Raw genomic sequence first — 15,968 nt, 5'->3', positions numbered from 1 at the left:
CCCAATCAAAAATTGAAAAGGAACACATTGATAATAATACTGCAGTTAGAGATATGCTTACCAAAAGAGGAATTGTGCCTGAAAATCTACTTCCTGCTGAGGATGTAAAAAAGCTTCAGCGAAAACTCGATGGTGATGAAAAGAAAGTCCTAAAGGCAACTAAAAAGAAAAAGTAGTCTGGAGCAGTTCGTCTTTCTGATGTCAGGAAGATGATCCAAATAGAGCAGATATTAAGATAAAGCAAAGAATACGTATGTTTTCTAACAATTAGAGCATGAAAAAGAAAACGCTTCTGGGCCAAAGTCTCCTAGTTATAAAATACTTCAAATCCTCAATCTCAAAACCCTTATCCCCTCACAGCCTTCAATATTAAATCATGTACATCTGTAGGTTGAATTTTGTCTGAACTCAACAAGCTTTTTTCCTGAGAAACCAAAAGCGGCTTATCTAGATCATCCTCACTCAATCTACCGTGGGCTCCTTTTACCAAAGTTGCATCCAAAGGAATTACATCCATCAAGTATCGGAAACCCAGCTTTTTCTTCAGGACTTTTGAGCCGACAGTAAGCATTGGGATCTTAATATCAGGATTCAAAACCAACTCTACAGGATCGTAACCTGGCTTTTTGTGGATATCCACACAGCGGGCATAATCTGGTGCTTTAGCATCATCCAGCCAGAAATAGTAAGTGAACCAGGAATCTTTGTCCGCCATCACAACCAAATCTCCTGAGCGCTCATGGTCTAAGTGATGCTTCTTTTTACCTTCCTCATCCAGTACCAATTCCACACCGGGAGTATTTTCCAGTATCTTCTTCACCTGTGATAAAATAGCTGGATCATTCACATGCACATGGGCTACCTGATGATCAGCCACAGCAAAAGCTTTGGAAGTTCCTGGGTCTAGTGTTTCTAATCCCTGCTCATCTTTTACCTGAATCCAGCCTTGATTTCTAAAAATTCTATTCAAATGAACAGGCTTGCTCACTGTCGTGATCGCATATTCGGACAGTAAAATCACCTGAGTTCCTTGCTTTTCGAAGTATGTGATCAAGTCCTCACAGAGCTCATCTACTTCTTTCAGGTACTTGCCAATTTTGTCAAAATCAATCCCAAACTTCTGAAGTGAATAATCCAAATGAGGAATGTAGATAAGATTCAATGTTGGATTGTGCCACTCGTCCACTTTTTTGGAAGCTTCAGCTATCCATTTGCTGGATGCAATATTTGCATTTGGACCCCAAAAGGAGAATAGCGGGAATTGACCCAATTCTTGCTGAAGTCTATCGCGTAGCTCCATCGGCTGACTATGGCAATCGGGTTCCTTCCGGCCGTCGGCCAGATAAAGTGGTCTTGGAGTCACAGCGTAATCTGCACTGGAGTACATGTTGTACCACCAGAACATATTGGCAACGGTGAAGTCAGGATTTTCTTTCTTTAGGGTTTCCCACACTTTAGGAGATTGCACCAACTTGTTGGATTGCCTCCAAAACTTGATTTCACATTCTTCCTGGAAGTACCAGCCATTGCCTACAATACCGTTTTCACTTGGCCACTTTCCTGTTAGATAAACGGATTGAGCAGAACAAGTCACTGCTGGTAAAACCGGCTCTACCACGGCTCGTTTTCCTTTTTCAATCCACTTTTTTAAGAAGGGCGTATGCTCGCCGATTACTCTCGGAGAAAGTGCAACTATATCTAAGACAACAGTCTTCTTCATTTTAATTCATTTTGTTAATTACCCATTCCAGCTCTCTGGAGATGGATTCACCCAAACTTAACCGTGTGTCTTCAGGTAATACTTCCCATGTATAGGTTTCTACCTCAAGATGATTCGTTAAAGTTGGATTTTTTAAAATTTCATTGAGCACAATTGAAATTTGATCCTGAGTAGATGCTAAAGCACCATAATTATCCAAGAATACCGGGACGTGAAAATGGATTCTCCACTCTTCTTCATCCGTTGTATGCAAGATTTTGAGTGCTTCCGGCAAGTCTGCATAGGATTGCAAACTACCGTCCTTCTTCTTCGCAACTACCTGATGTAGGTAAGTGGATTCCTCAAAAGGCAATAATTTCAACTTGACCAAATCTCTTGCTTCCGGTTCTGCAGGGATCATTACTTTAAGAGCTGCCGAAATTTGAATCTTGCCGATCTTGATTCCAGCTTTCTCAAATTTGGCAAAAGTATCTGCAGGTTTTTCATAGACTATCGCAAAGTGGCAAACATCATAACAAACTTGGATATGCTCCTTCAAAATTTCTTCTGCTTTATCCTCAGAAATGTCAAGTTTCTTAGCAAGCCAAGGTTTCCCGATCGGTAGCAGCCAATCTGAAAATAGCCAGATCATATCATCGGAATTTTCGAGAATTCCATCTGGTTCAGGCTCTATGTCCAAATGAAGCGATTTGCCAGTTTGTTTTTTGAGTTCCACCAATTCTGCAACAACCTCTAGCAAATGCTGCGTGGCAGTTTCCATTCCTACGTTTAATTCAGTTTCGGATTTGAACCAATGTCTGTAGGAAATGGGTGAACTGGAGATCCCACCGTTTTGCCCTTGAGGCAAGAGCTGTGCTAAGATTCTGAATGATCGAATGGTATAATCACGACGATCCGTAGTTGTCCAGTCTGGAAAATGAACCTGATCTTTTACGGTAGTTCGATGAAAGTCTCCATATGGAAAGCCATTTAAAGTGAATACGTAAGCGTTTTCAGATTTTAGCCAATCCTTGAATTTAGAGAGCTGATCAGTTTTCTCAAGTACTAAACTTGCTTCATGAGAAAGGCGTAAACCAATCCCAAAGGACTTATCCACATCCAATCGCTCTTTTACTTCCGGAATATATTTCTTAAGATTTTCGAAAGTTGCCTCCCAGCTTTCTCCTGGGTGAATATTGCTGCAGTAACTGAGGTGAAAATCGTTGATTTCCATGAATAAAGCTGATTTTGTATTGAATTAACTATTAACCAAATCTTCTTTTTGGTTGAAACTTTTGAGTAATTCTATGGATTGATGAATCAGTTCGTGATCCATTTCGTGGACTTCTTCGCCATTGCCTAATGCTTTCAACAGCATTATTGTAAGTTGACCACCTAGGTGCTCTTGGAATTCCTGAAGTCCTTTGATAAGATTTTCACCTCCTAATTCCGGGGCAAAAAGCTCAAATCCAAGGGTCTTGAATACGGTGATAATTCTTAAAAGATCTGCTTCACTAATCCATCCTTTCAAATAGGAATAGGTGGAATCCAAAGCAATGCCTATCGCTACAGCCTCGCCATGACGAATTCTAAAATCGCTCAAATGCTCCAACTTATGTGCAGCCCAATGGCCGAAATCTAAAGGTCTGGAAGAGCCGAATTCAAATGGATCTTTGCCTGAGATATGATCCAAATGCATCTGTGCACATCGTATGATTAATTCCTGCATTGGAGCCATTTCACGGTTTGCAAGAGCAGCGGAATGGTCTTCAATCCAAGTAAAAAAGCTTAAATCCTTGATCAAAGCCACTTTGATAGCTTCAGAGATTCCAGATCTCCAATCTCTATCGTCTAGGGTTTTGAGGAAATTGAAGTCGTTCAAAACTGCGTAAGGAGGTGTAAAAGTCCCTAAGTAGTTTTTCTTGCCAAAAAGATTTGCAGAATTTTTCACACCTACAGCAGAATCATTTTGTGAGAGAACTGTAGTAGGGATTCGTATTAAACGTATTCCTCGATGGGAAATAGCAGCGGCAAAGCCAGCCATATCAATGACTGCACCACCACCGATCACCGCGATGTAAGAATGCCTGTCAATTCCAAATAAATGAGTTGCTTCGACAATCTTTTTATAGATAGCTTCATCGTTTTTGGATGCTTCTCCTCCTACTACGATAATAGGCTCACATGGAATAAAAAAGAATTCAGAATGAACATTAGCATAGGCTTTCAGTTGTGCTACTAACTGCGGGTGAGCTCCTGCTACTCCATCATCTACAACGAACAGAACCTTGGCATGTCTGCCTTTGGCTAACAGGTCAACAAATATTTTATTTTCCACGGAGAAAATATCCTCTGAGAAGCAGACTTGATATTTGAAGGGTACAGAAAATGATTGTTCAATAATCGTATTCATAATCAACAGGGTATAGGCTTAGGCTGTTTCTAGGAATAAATACAATTCCGAGTGCCATTTAGTTCTTTGTGTTAGGTGACAGCAAATTTTTTGGCTAGCCAGAGGGAAATGGGTAGCAACAATAACACTATTATTCCAATCTTCCATCCTGCGAAAGCGGCAGCTATGGAAGCATTGACAATAATTAGAGAAATGACTGCGGCTTTGACTGATTTACCAATCAATTTTGGGTTTTGACTGCGAATAGCTTTGATCAGAGGAGGGAAAATCATATAGCTTAGCAAGGCTAAGAAGGGTAAAACTTCCCATAGAGGAGTGTAATGCAGAATCGGCATAGAAGCAATTGCAAGGATTACAAGTACATACATAGCCAAACCGCCATAAAGTGCATTTCTGTTTTTACCATGCACCTCTCCACGGCTGATCATGGTAATCGCAGCTACAAACACCAAAGGGATAAATCCCAGTGGCCAAAATGTAGACAGGGTACTGGGAATTACTGATATGCCTAGCAGTAAATTTCCTGTTCTACATAAGCCCATGTTGATAGGTCCCAACAAATTCTGATGCTTTCCCCAATAATCATAAATTACAGCTAGAGCTGCCACTGCCAAAGCTATTATAGCTGAGGTTAAATTCACCTGAGCTGCAGCAATAATACCTAAGACTAGGAGCAAAAATGACATCCACGCTGCATTACTTTTAGTTACTCTTCCGCTAGGAATCGGCCTCTCTGGCCTTTCCACTGCATCTAGCTCTGCATCGAAGACATCGTTAAAGGCAACCCCGCCAGCATACAATCCAATTGTACTCAATGAAAGCCAAGCTAAATTTATTAGAAATTCATTGCTTCCAGATCCCCAGTCAATGATGATGTAAGTCCAAGCACCAGCAATGGCGAATCCCGCCCAGATATCAGCGAGTGCGGTGACCACATTTGCTGGTCTGGTAAGTTGTAAATAGGCAAAAAGCCGGGAAGTATTCATTTATTAATTTTCTACGAAATCTGAAGAACCTTCTACTCGTGGAGTTTGTCCACCACGTAAAACAGAATTGCCGCCCAATTTTTTTGTTTGATCTAAAGGCGAAGCATTCAACCAATCTTTTTCGTCCATTTGTCCACTTTGGCCAAAAGCAGTCAATGCATTTTGGTAAGTAACCAGTTTGATGTGCTCCTCAGGAATTCCGGATTTGCGCATCAGATCTGCTGTTTTTGGAACTGCCAGAGGATCTGAAATCCCCCAGTCAGCTGCAGAATTGACGATTATTCGTTCTGGGCCATATTGCCTTACGATTTCCACCATGCGCTCCGAACCCATTTTAGTATGTGGATAAATAGTAAATCCAGCATAGTACCCACGATCCAACACTTCCTTCACCGTCTCTTCATTGTTATGATCCACGATCACCATTTTCGGATCCAAACCATGCTCTTCAGACACGTCCATACTTCGAATTGTTCCTTTGTGCTTATCGCGATGTGGCGTGTGGATAAGTACTGGAAGTTCCACCTCCTTGGCCAATTCTAGTTGTAGTCTGAAAAATCTATCTTCAGCCTCTGTCTGATCATCGTAGCCGATTTCACCGATGGCTACCACACCTTCTTTGCCTACATACAGCGGAAGTAATTCCATTACCTGTTCAGCTAAAGCCTCGTTATTCGCTTCCTTGGAGTTCAATCCCATGGTACAATAATGCACTATGCCGAATTGGCTGGAACGAAATCGCTCCCATCCAACCAATGTGCTAAAATAGTCTTTAAAACTCCCAACTTCAGTACGTGGCTGCCCAAGCCAAAATGCAGGTTCGATAACAGCTACTATTCCTGCTTTTTGCATTGCCTCATAATCGTCTGTGGTACGGGATACGAGGTGAATATGTGGATCTATATACATGATTGTTAATTTAAAATGAGGGAATTTAAAATTAGAAATTATACTCGAGTTCGTTGGAACTCTGTACCGATGCTTTCCCAAGCGATTGCATCCATATCAAGTTTAGCCACTTGAGTTGAGTAAGCATCAAGTACTTTTTTTGCTGGAGAATAGGCCGATTCTCTAATCGTAAGAAGTGCTGCATTTTCCTGCAAATTATCTTTGGTTGAGAGGGCTTTCTTCAGGTCTTCAAAATATTCTTCATTGACAAACGGGGCAACCAATCTCCAGATCTCAGGCATTACTTCTCGGCCTGCTGCCCAACGTTCATGCGCAAAATCACGTGCTATTGCTGCCAGAGCTGGATTTCTTCTTTCCTCCAAACCTTGAATTCTATACAAAGGTCTTTGCATAAAGATGGCTTTCAGGACCATTTGATTCCAGTTTGCTTCTGGAAAATATTTCGCTGGGAATGGATTGTTTAAGGCGATAGCATCAAAAACCAGTGAAATATTCGTTCGTAAGCCGTCAATCGCTCGTGGAATTAAATCCTCCTGAAAAGGCATAAGCGGCAGAGCGGCAAAGAGTGACTGGTGCTCATGCATATCTGCAGTTTCAAAAAGCTGGTTCATCGTCGTAAACCAAGGATCCTTCACTTGTGGATAACTCAGCATCAATAAGGTACGGGCAACCTGAAGTTGATCCCAAAATTGAGGTTGAAAAGCAGGGACTAATTCTCCTGCTTGATGAATCTGATCAACCGAATGTTCAAGTTTTTCTTTTTTAAAATAACGTGATGCTTGGCTGAAAGCCAGGAAAAACTTCGAAGGAGTACCTTCATTGTTAATCTTTTCGATTTGTTTTTGGAGCCAATCAAGTCCTTTCTGATTGGCAGGACTTTCTAGCAATTGGGAGAGAAAGCTCGCTAATTGATTTTGCATAGTTTGAGTTGCCGTTTAGGGCTTGGCGTCAACTTTATATTGATACTGTGAAATACGCTGAAATCTACCAGAATATCCACTTAGATAATGCTCAGCGGTAGTAAAAAGTGCCATACCTGATAAAAATCAGCTGAGCTATTTATATTTAAATAATTAGGTAGGGTTGAGATTTAATATTCCCTTATCTTTTTGAGAATTTTGACTGCGGGGAAATCATACTTGTAATAGATCCTTCCCAGTTAAGTCCTTTTTTCACAGTTCAAAAAGATCGATTTTATTGATTACAAATTTAACATGACCATTAGTTCACTCTTCATTGCCATCTGTGGAATAGGTTGGATCATAGCTTATCTTGAAGCTTTGAGGGTCGGATTTCGGGATAATTCTTACGGAATACCTTTTTTGACATTGGCTCTCAACTTTACCTGGGAAGCTTATTACACCTACCAAGGTTATTTAGTGTTTGGCTCCCATGTTTCTACTTATGTCAATTGCATTTGGGTGCTGATAGATATTGGAATATTGTACACCTATTTCAGGTACGGTCATCAAGAAGTAAAAGCAAGTAAGCCCCTATTCTACGCCCAAGCGGGGGTATTTCTTTTGGCTTGTTTTATCTTACAGCATCTAGTATTTCAGAAGGTAGGGATTGTAAATGGAGCTCTTTATGGCGGCTACTTCATCAATTTTTTAATGTCATTCTTATTTGTTCGAATGTACTTTCGAAGATCAGATCTTAGAGGGCAGTCTTTACTCATTGCGATTCCAAAGTGTATCGGGACATTTTCAACCACTATACTATTTGGGATTATTGGTTCCAAAACGGCAGGAGGAGTTCACGAGCCAATTCTCTACATCGGGTTGATAATTTTTGTGACGGATCTGGTTTACATTACGCTGGTAGCGAGGAAAAGGCACCTAATCAAAACAGGTGTAATGGAGTAATCGAAGATATGCTAAGTCTTTAAATGCAAAAGGCGTGAAGACTGTAAGAAAGCTTTAATTTTATCTAATCCATAATGCTCAAATTTGTGAAAAAGGTAATCCCTATATTGTTAAATCGCGAAATTCAACTATGAAAAACAATGGATTTTTATTCGTTTCATCGGAACTCATTCAGAGTATGACAGAATAAATGCAGACACAATTTAACTAGCCATGACGCTAAAACTCATAAAATCTGAAAAGGAGTATCAATCTGCACTAGAAAGACTTGATCAACTTTTTAATGCTAAAATCGGAACAGAAGAAAGTGATGAAGCCGACGTATTAGCCTTACTAATTGATGAGTACGAAAAAAATAATTTTCCAATTGAAGCGCCTGATCCTATAGAAACCATTGAAATAAGAATGGAAGAAATGGATTTGAAACAAAAAGATTTAATCGGCATAATTGGAGGAAAAAGTCGAGTTTCTGAAGTCCTGAACCGGAAGAAAAAACTGACCGTAGAAATGGTTAGGAACCTTGCTCTCCATCTAAACCTCTCTGCTCAAATTCTTATAAATGATTATACTTTAGTGGAGTAATCTTTCTCGAGTTTTGCTCCTCCTCAGTGCGGATTAGTAAGATATGAGCAATTATGACTTAGGTAAACGCCCATAAAATGGAATTAGTAAAACATTGTGAATTATGTGACCACAGGGTATTCGACTTGTCATCAGGTAGTACATGCGGAATAACGAATTCCAAACCTCAGTTTGAAGGCAAATGTCCCGATATCAAATTTGGTGATAATCATATCCGACGCATTAAGGAGGTGAACATCGAGTATTATAAAGTTGCATCCACAAAGTCACTGAACATAGCACATTTTATTATGTATCTAATGATCGGAATTGCTGTAATGCTTGGTGGATATTTTTTAGGCTCATTGGCTTGGGAAAAAGGTTTAATATCTAAAGTTCCACTAATTATTATAGGCGTAGGATTTCTGATAATTCCTTTCGCCACGGGTCCACTAATTAAGTTTAGTCAAGATTTTCGAATTGAGAAAGGAAGGAAAGTCAAGATGGATGACCTTTTGAAATCTTATAATATCGAATATGATGCGGAAGTTATAGTGGATCAAGATGTCCATGCAAACAAAGACTATGATGCGAAAATTATCTTTTCAAGGTTGCATTATAAATGAAGAAAGATTTATTAACTCCTTAAGTTTCTTACACGTCAACTTTCGAGGAAATTCAGACACCGAAATATGTCTTGCTAAAAATCAAAATACCGTTATAATTATACCTATTTAAATGAAAGATTTTTGTAGAATATGTGATGAATACCGAGAAATGACATTTGAGCATGTTCCTCCTAAAATTTCATTTAATAAAAATACTAGATACCAAAAGACTACATTCTTAAAATTAATTGAAAATGATAACCCTTTTGAACATAAACTAAGAGGAAAAGTTGAACAAGGAGGCGTTGGCTATTACTCGCTGTGTGGTATATGCAATAGTTATTTGGGCTTAAAATATGTGTCTTCCTTTAATAGGTACAGCAACAGCTTTATTAGTTTGTTAAATAAAAAAGATAGCAATTATTTTGAAATTGAGATGCATGATTTCGAACAATTAAAAGTTTTAAAGCAGACTATTTCAATGTTCTTAGCCATGAATTCGTCACTATTTTCAAAGAAAAATAGAGAATTGGCAGATTTCGTTTCAAATTTTGATAGTCAGTATCTTCCAGAAAAATATAGAGTTTTTATCTACTTAAATTCCGAGGGTCAACTCAGAAATATTCCGACAATGGTAAAAGGAAATTTCAACTCCGGAGTTTCTGTACTAGCGACTGAACTTACTTTCCCTCCACTAGGTCATGTTCTAACAATCGACTTTAATGGCAATTTGCCTTATCATCATGAAATTACGAATTTTAAAAATTGTAGTGTAGAGAAAAAAAAATCAGAGTTTTTTAAGATGCATAGGCTGCCCACGCATTTGCCATTTTTGTTAGATTATCGCGATAAGCAAACAATTGAATTTGAATTTAAAGAACAAAAGACTTCCCAGTGACACATACCAACGAGATAAGTGTGTAAAGGAGGATTTCAACCTCACCCCCCAATCGCAATCATACTTCTATTATCAGAATGTAGCGTGGGATCAGATAATTTTTCCATGCTATCCATGCCAGCTCGAACAGCTTTTTTGTTGAGGATGGATTCCAAAAGACCTCCCTGGTCTGTGTCCACACAGCCCGGAATATGTCTCCATAATGTCCTGTGAGGACACAGGCCATGGACAGAACCTGCGTTAACAAAACCATCACCCCCCAATCGCAATCATACTTCTATTATCAGAATGCAGCGCGGGATCAGATAATTTTTCCATGCTGTCCATGCCGGCACGCACAGCTTTTTTGTTGAGGATGGATTCCAAAATCAGGTTTTCCACATTCTCCCCAGCACGCATCGCGGCTAGCAAGTCGGTTTCCTGATTGGAAAAAAGACAATTCTTAATGCGGCCGTTTGCCGTCAATCGAATACGGTTGCAGCTTCCACAGAAGGGATTGGTCACCGAAGAAATAATTCCGAAATCTCCTTTGTATCCAGCAATCTTGAATTTGCGAGCAGTGAAATTATCCTCATTCGGAAGTGATGCTATTCGCTCAGCCCCGAAGTGAGCCCCCAATTGATCCAAAACTTCTTTCTCGGAAACCATCTTGGATCTGTCCCAGCTATTTCCATCGAAAGGCATAAATTCTATAAAGCGAACCGAAACCTTGTAGTCCTTGGTCATATTTACCAAATCGACCAGCTCATCATCGTTGATTCCTTTGATCAGTACCGTGTTAATTTTCAGGTCAAAGTCCTTGTTATGAAGTAGCTCGAAGTTATCCAAGGTTTTTTGGAAGCCTGTCCTTCTGGTAAGTTGTTGAAAGCGCTCCTCCTTCAAGGTATCCAGACTAAAATTAATCTTTTTGATTCCTAGCTTTTGGAAGTTATCCACATGTCTATCCATCAGCAAACCGTTGGTGGTAATCGAAAGATCCACAGGCATTTTCGAAAGTCCTTCGAGAATTACTCCTATGTCTTTTCTAAGCAGAGGTTCCCCGCCTGTAAGACGAATCTTATTCACGCCCAAGCCCACAAAAATCCGAGCAAACTCCAGCACCTCGTCCGCACTCATCAAGTGAGCTTTGGGGCTAAGCGGGATTCCTTCTGCAGGCATGCAGTAGCTGCAGCGCAGATTGCACTTCTCGATCAGGGAAATCCGCAGGTAATTGTGGACTCGTCCAAACTTATCTCTCAGCTCCTGAATATTACCCGATTGGGTCATGATTCGCTCCTTTTAAAATTTTAAATACATGCAATACATGCGGAAAAACCGCATCCATTGATTCCTTCGCTCCATTGGTCGATCCTGGCAAAGCCAAGATAATGCTATCACCAATCGTCCCCGCCACGGACCTGGAGAGCATCGCAAATGGCATAATCTTCTGTCCGTAACTTCTGATCGCTTCCTCGATACCCGGAATTCTCCTCTCCAAAATTGGCTCCAAAGCTTCTGGCGTCACATCTCTTTTGGAGAGTCCGGTTCCACCTGTGAAAATCACCAATTGATTTTTTTCTGAATGCTCAAAAGCTTTGCTTCTGATTTGCTCTATCTCATCGGGAATCACTTCATAGGAAGTCACTTCTACTCCATGTGATTTCAACTTATCCACAATCACTTTACCAGCCCGGTCTTCTTTTATTCCCTTGGAAATAGAATCTGAGCAAACTACTACAGCCGCTTGAATCAGCTTTGGGTTTTTGTCTTTGAAACTGGATTTTCCCCCCGTTTTCTCCACCAGACCTATTTCACGGATAACAATTCCCTTGTCGATAGGTTTAAGCATATCGTACATAGTCAAGGCAATCACCGATGCTCCATGCATGGCTTCTACTTCCACCCCAGTTTTGTACACGGTCTTCACAGTGATATAAATTCGGATTTCCAACCCATCGATCTCATATTCCACAGCAGTGTATTCCACCGGAAGTGGATGACAATCGGGAATGGTAATGTGGGTATTTTTCACTGCGAAAAGCCCTGCGACCTTCGCCATTTCGAAGACATTCCCCTTTGGTACTCGGTTTTCCATCACAGCCGCAATGGTCTCAGCAGAACTGACATGTACAATCGCCTGAGCTTTTGCCGTGCGAAGGGTTGTGACTTTATGTGTGATGTCTACCATTTGTTTATCTGATTATCCGCATTTATGCCAGATTCCATAATTCCTTAGCTTAACTGGCTTGGAGACCGTAGACGGGAGACCGAAGTTACAGTAATGCTAATGTTTACCATATTATCAGTCGCTTTTAGTCCTTCACAGCCGTAATTTTGGATAGGAAATTTTACTTTTTTAGCTATTTACCTTCCATTGATGCTCCTCGTTGTCCAGAATCTCCTTGCCAAAGATCGGAACTTCCTCTTTCACCTTATTCACTAGCCATTCGGTGGCTTCATAAACCTGCTTTCTTCTTGGCGAGGAAACGAAGACAAAAATGCAAATCTCGCCGACTTTCACTGTACCCAAACTGTGGTAAATGTGCAGGCAAGTCAGATCAAATTTTTCAAATGCAGCCTCACGAATCTCGTGTAACTTTTCATTGGCCATTTCCTCATAAGTCGTGTATTCTATGGCAACGACTTTCTGATCGCCCACTTCATCCGCTCGAACTTGTCCGAGGAAAATATTATGCGCTCCGATGCTATGCTTGCTTTGATGCTTTGCAATAGAATCAGCTATAAATTCTGGTGAAATAGCTCCTTCAAGAAATACTTTTTTCATGTGCTCGAATTAATCTGAATATATCTTTTGCACCGCCTCTGACGGCTCTAATTTTAATGAACCCTAATTTTTTGAGCAATTTGCCTGCTTGTATTGCCCTTCCTCCAGTTTGGCAAAACAAGGTGATTTGATTGTCTTTATCCAATTCTCCGAATCTACTTTCCAACTCAGAAAGCGGGATATTAAGACAGAAACTGGAAGGAATCTCGGGTTGCTCACCGACTTCTCTCACATCAAGTAGCGTTCCTGCCTGTGTAAATGCTAACTCAGGATTTATCAAATCTACCTTTTCAGTCTCAGTATTAAAACTGGGCTGTAATGGCTGATTAGCCAATTGGAAAATCTGCTGATCATTAGTCAGCATATTGTATATCAGAAGTTTGCCTGAAAGTACTTCTCCGATTTCAAGAATGATTTTCAACGCTTCATTAGCCTGAAGCATTCCTATAATTCCGACCGTGGGTCCTAAGACTCCAGCCTCTTCACAGTTCAAAACTGTCTTCTCCTCTTTAGGAAAAAGACTGCTGTATGAAGGTCCGTTTTTATAATTGAAAACCGAGACCTGCCCTTGAAACCTGAAGATCGAACCATAGATCATAGGCTTTTTTGCAGCTGTGCAAGCATCGTCTAAAGTGTATCGAACTTCTAGATTATCCGTGGCATCTATGATCATGTCATAGCCTTCAATCAAGTTATCCACATTTTCAGCAGATAAAAACTCAGGAATTACCTCGATTTGGGTGGAGGAATTCATTCTCTTAAGTGCTTGCTTCGCTGAATCTACTTTTCGCAAACCAACGGAATTCTCTTGATACAATACTTGTCTGTGAAGATTGCTTTTCTCCACATGATCTCCATCCACAATCCCGATTTTGCCAAGTCCAGCAGAAACCAAATAAGGTAAAATCGCACAGCCTAAACCACCAGCTCCGACCACCAATACGCTACTTGATGTTAGCTTTTGCTGTCCTGAGGTTCCTATTCCGGGCAGTATGATTTGTCGCTGGAATCTGTCCATTTTAGCCTCCGGCAAATGGTGGAAGTAAGGCGATTTCGTCAGAATCAAAAATATTCAGAGCTTGCTGCTTAGAGACAATTTTTCGATTGACAGCTACTTGGAAAGGGAATTGTGCGATGGCATATTTGGAATTCAGCAAGTCTAGCAGTTCAGCCAAACTCATAGAATTGTGATTTAGTGTCTCAGAGTTACTTTGAGTAGCTTCTGCGATATTTCCAAAATAGTTAACAGTAATCATGGCTTCAAGTTAATACAGAACACGTGGATTACTTACTAAATGGTGATGTATTCCTGTTTAAAAAGTAAAAGCCTCACTCAAGTAGGTGGAGAGCAAGAAGTTCCGCCTTGCTGTTGATATTTTGGATAAGTGATTCTTGTTCAAAAGTGACTGTGATCTTCTGATGAGAAATTGTATTCACCAGCGGGCAAAGTTTTAATTTATCTTCCGCTATAGCTTCAGCAAAAATGTCAATTGCTTCTTTTTTGTAAATGCCAATAAGAGGATAATCATTTTTCCCATCGCTTAAAAGATTGACAAGCACATCTATTTTCTCAGATTCTTCTGCTAAGCCACGTAGTAATTTGGAATTTATCTTTGGCACATCACAGCTTAGGATCAGGTTTCGTTTTGTTTTGGTATGTTTTAATGCCGTAAAAATTCCGCCTACCGGACCTTTGTCTACATGAATATCCTCAATCATCGGTAAACCCAAGATGCTGTAATCGCTATTACTTGTTACCAAAATGATATTGGACGTGATGGGAATTATTGCTTCAATAATCCATCTTATAAAGGGTTTCCCTTTCCAGAGAACCAAGCCTTTCTCGCTCTGCATACGAAGGCTTTTTCCTCCGCAAAGGACATAAGCAGTTATATCATGAGTATTCGGCATAGTAAATTTTTTTGGTTAAAATTTTAAGATGCTTTTCTGGCTAAAAAAAAATGTATCATAATAAGATCCATTTTAGCCTTGAGACCGCATAGCACACCCAACTGCGGGCTTCCATCTTGGAAAGCATAGAAAGTATCCTATCTGGCATTTTGACAAATAGGTATTTTTCTCAATTTCTATTTATCGGCAGGTACTGAACTGTTTCTCCTTCTTCCAAAATTTCTTTATCATGCGGAATCATTACCAAGGCATTTCCCAAGGCATAAGAAATTAGCATACTGGATGCTTGCTTAGGATAGATATGAATATTTCCATTCGTTTCTGTCCCAAGAAAGAAAACAGTTTTCTCAAACTTATTAACCGTGCGATGTGATAGTATTCCCGACTGAAAATCAAGGTTGTAATCTGAACTGCCAGACATAATTTTCAGTGCGGAAAGGGCATAAATCAGGAAGCAGGTTAGTGAAGAAGCAGGATTTCCCGGCAATGCAAATACAAGTGTGCTACCCCTTTTTCCAAACCACAGTGGCTTGCCTGGCTTTTGGTTGATTTTGTAAAAAATCTCCTTCACACCGTTGTATTCCAGGCTTTCTTTGACGAAGTCATAATCACCGACAGAAATGCCACCCGAAATTAGCAAAACATCGCTTTTCAGTCCGCTAGCGATGATTTTTTTGGTCTCTTCAAGATCATCTTCAACTTTCAAAACCTGTATTGAATCGAAACCTCTCGACTTCAAAGCTGACTCCAGCATGATCGCATTGCTTTCATAAATAGATCCGGGCTTCAGAGTTGTTCCTACTTCCTGAAGCTCATTTCCAGTTACGATAAGCGTAATTCTGGGTTTGTCAATTACAAAAACTTCTCCCATGCCAAAACCAGCCAAGAAGCCAATAATGGATTCATTAATTTTTGTTCCAGCTTGCAAGACAGATTCACCAGCCTGTACTTGTTCGCCGATGGCACGAACATTAGCGGACTTTTCTGGCATTGTCTGAATGGATATTTTACCTCCGTTCGCACTCACATGTTCCTGAATCACGACGGTGTCAGCTTGGTCGGGGACGCGTGCACCAGTGAAGATGCGCACGGCTTGATTCTCATGGAGCTCAAACTCTAATACATCACCAGCTTTGCACTCTCCGATAACTTCCAATTCGCTGAATTCCCCAGATCTGAAAGCATAGCCGTCCATCGCGGATTGGCGGAAGGAAGGTAAGCTGATCGGTGCCAAAACTTCTTTTGCTAAAAAATATCCATATGAATCCTTAAGTGGGATTTTTACGGATGCTAGTTTACTAGTATTAGCTTTGATTAAATCTAAGGCTTCAGAAACTGAGATCATATTGGTTTG

18 protein-coding genes are annotated in these 15,968 nt (G+C 40.3%); 5 read left to right on the top strand and 13 right to left on the bottom strand.

The genetic code is table 11. The features are described from left to right. Positions 1–346 precede the first annotated feature (346 nt). From BVH02_RS14590 to BVH02_RS14565, 6 genes are all read right to left on the bottom strand, one after another. Positions 347–1,720, bottom strand: coding sequence for an alkaline phosphatase family protein (locus BVH02_RS14590; RefSeq protein ID WP_086502192.1), 1,374 nt, complete (start codon positions 1,718–1,720; stop codon positions 347–349). A 1-nt stretch (position 1,721) separates the two neighbouring features. After that, positions 1,722–2,933 carry a metabolite traffic protein EboE gene (gene eboE, locus BVH02_RS14585; RefSeq protein WP_086502191.1) on the bottom strand — a complete coding sequence of 404 codons (1,212 nt, stop codon included), beginning with the start codon at positions 2,931–2,933 and terminating at the stop codon, positions 1,722–1,724. A gap of 24 nt (positions 2,934–2,957) precedes the next feature. Next, positions 2,958–4,112 carry a 3-dehydroquinate synthase gene (locus BVH02_RS14580; RefSeq protein ID WP_191278335.1) on the bottom strand — a complete coding sequence of 385 codons (1,155 nt, stop codon included), beginning with the start codon at positions 4,110–4,112 and terminating at the stop codon, positions 2,958–2,960. Positions 4,113–4,183: 71 nt separating this feature from the next. Further along, on the bottom strand, positions 4,184–5,098 hold the full coding sequence (gene eboC, locus BVH02_RS14575) for a UbiA-like protein EboC (RefSeq protein ID WP_086502190.1): 915 nt from the start codon (positions 5,096–5,098) through the stop codon (positions 4,184–4,186). A 3-nt stretch (positions 5,099–5,101) separates the two neighbouring features. Beyond that, positions 5,102–6,007, bottom strand: a complete 906-nt coding sequence (locus BVH02_RS14570) for a TatD family hydrolase (RefSeq protein ID WP_086502189.1) — start codon at positions 6,005–6,007, stop codon at positions 5,102–5,104. A 38-nt stretch (positions 6,008–6,045) separates the two neighbouring features. Beyond that, positions 6,046–6,927, bottom strand: a complete 882-nt coding sequence (locus tag BVH02_RS14565) for an EboA domain-containing protein (protein ID WP_086502188.1) — start codon at positions 6,925–6,927, stop codon at positions 6,046–6,048. A 267-nt stretch (positions 6,928–7,194) separates the two neighbouring features. Between BVH02_RS14565 and BVH02_RS14560 the strand changes: the two genes are divergently transcribed. From BVH02_RS14560 to BVH02_RS14540, 5 genes are all read left to right on the top strand, one after another. Then, positions 7,195–7,872 carry a transmembrane-type terpene cyclase gene (locus BVH02_RS14560; protein WP_455423286.1) on the top strand — a complete coding sequence of 226 codons (678 nt, stop codon included), beginning with the start codon at positions 7,195–7,197 and terminating at the stop codon, positions 7,870–7,872. 114 nt (positions 7,873–7,986) lie between these two features. Further along, a complete protein-coding gene (locus tag BVH02_RS22055; protein WP_223271870.1) occupies positions 7,987–8,079 on the top strand; it encodes a type II toxin-antitoxin system HigB family toxin in 93 nt (30 codons plus the stop codon). 6 nt (positions 8,080–8,085) lie between these two features. Then, positions 8,086–8,454 carry a helix-turn-helix domain-containing protein gene (locus BVH02_RS14550; protein WP_086502186.1) on the top strand — a complete coding sequence of 123 codons (369 nt, stop codon included), beginning with the start codon at positions 8,086–8,088 and terminating at the stop codon, positions 8,452–8,454. Between the two features lie 77 nt (positions 8,455–8,531). After that, the gene (locus tag BVH02_RS21280; RefSeq protein WP_143244222.1) at positions 8,532–9,059 is read left to right on the top strand and encodes a hypothetical protein; all 528 of its coding nucleotides are present in this window, start codon (positions 8,532–8,534) and stop codon (positions 9,057–9,059) included. 112 nt (positions 9,060–9,171) lie between these two features. Beyond that, positions 9,172–9,939, top strand: a complete 768-nt coding sequence (locus BVH02_RS14540; RefSeq protein WP_143244221.1) for a hypothetical protein — start codon at positions 9,172–9,174, stop codon at positions 9,937–9,939. A gap of 252 nt (positions 9,940–10,191) precedes the next feature. Here BVH02_RS14540 and moaA read toward each other — a convergent pair whose 3' ends face one another. The 7 genes from moaA to BVH02_RS14505 all read right to left on the bottom strand — a co-directional run bounded on the left by moaA (position 10,192) and on the right by BVH02_RS14505 (position 15,959). Next, positions 10,192–11,205, bottom strand: coding sequence for a GTP 3',8-cyclase MoaA (gene moaA / locus BVH02_RS14535; RefSeq protein ID WP_086502183.1), 1,014 nt, complete (start codon positions 11,203–11,205; stop codon positions 10,192–10,194). After that, complete coding sequence (gene moaCB / locus BVH02_RS14530; protein WP_086502182.1) at positions 11,189–12,106, bottom strand: bifunctional molybdenum cofactor biosynthesis protein MoaC/MoaB; 918 nt, start codon at positions 12,104–12,106, stop codon at positions 11,189–11,191. The genes moaA and moaCB overlap by 17 nt, the downstream gene beginning before the upstream one ends. A gap of 168 nt (positions 12,107–12,274) precedes the next feature. Next, complete coding sequence (locus BVH02_RS14525; RefSeq protein ID WP_086502181.1) at positions 12,275–12,703, bottom strand: molybdenum cofactor biosynthesis protein MoaE; 429 nt, start codon at positions 12,701–12,703, stop codon at positions 12,275–12,277. After that, entirely contained in the window at positions 12,684–13,721 is a 1,038-nt protein-coding gene (gene moeB / locus BVH02_RS14520) for a HesA/MoeB/ThiF family protein (protein ID WP_086502180.1), read from the bottom strand. The genes BVH02_RS14525 and moeB overlap by 20 nt, the downstream gene beginning before the upstream one ends. Before the next feature lies 1 nt (position 13,722). Next, positions 13,723–13,959 carry a MoaD/ThiS family protein gene (locus tag BVH02_RS14515; RefSeq protein ID WP_086502179.1) on the bottom strand — a complete coding sequence of 79 codons (237 nt, stop codon included), beginning with the start codon at positions 13,957–13,959 and terminating at the stop codon, positions 13,723–13,725. A 73-nt stretch (positions 13,960–14,032) separates the two neighbouring features. Continuing rightward, positions 14,033–14,614, bottom strand: a complete 582-nt coding sequence (locus BVH02_RS14510; protein WP_086502178.1) for a molybdenum cofactor guanylyltransferase — start codon at positions 14,612–14,614, stop codon at positions 14,033–14,035. A 169-nt stretch (positions 14,615–14,783) separates the two neighbouring features. Further along, entirely contained in the window at positions 14,784–15,959 is a 1,176-nt protein-coding gene (locus tag BVH02_RS14505; protein WP_086502177.1) for a molybdopterin molybdotransferase MoeA, read from the bottom strand. Between the last annotated feature and the right edge of the window lie 9 nt (positions 15,960–15,968).

Source organism: Algoriphagus ratkowskyi, from assembly GCF_002150505.1.
Taxonomy (GTDB): Bacteria; Bacteroidota; Bacteroidia; order Cytophagales; family Cyclobacteriaceae; genus Algoriphagus; species Algoriphagus ratkowskyi.
This window is presented reverse-complemented; position numbering and strand designations above follow the sequence as displayed.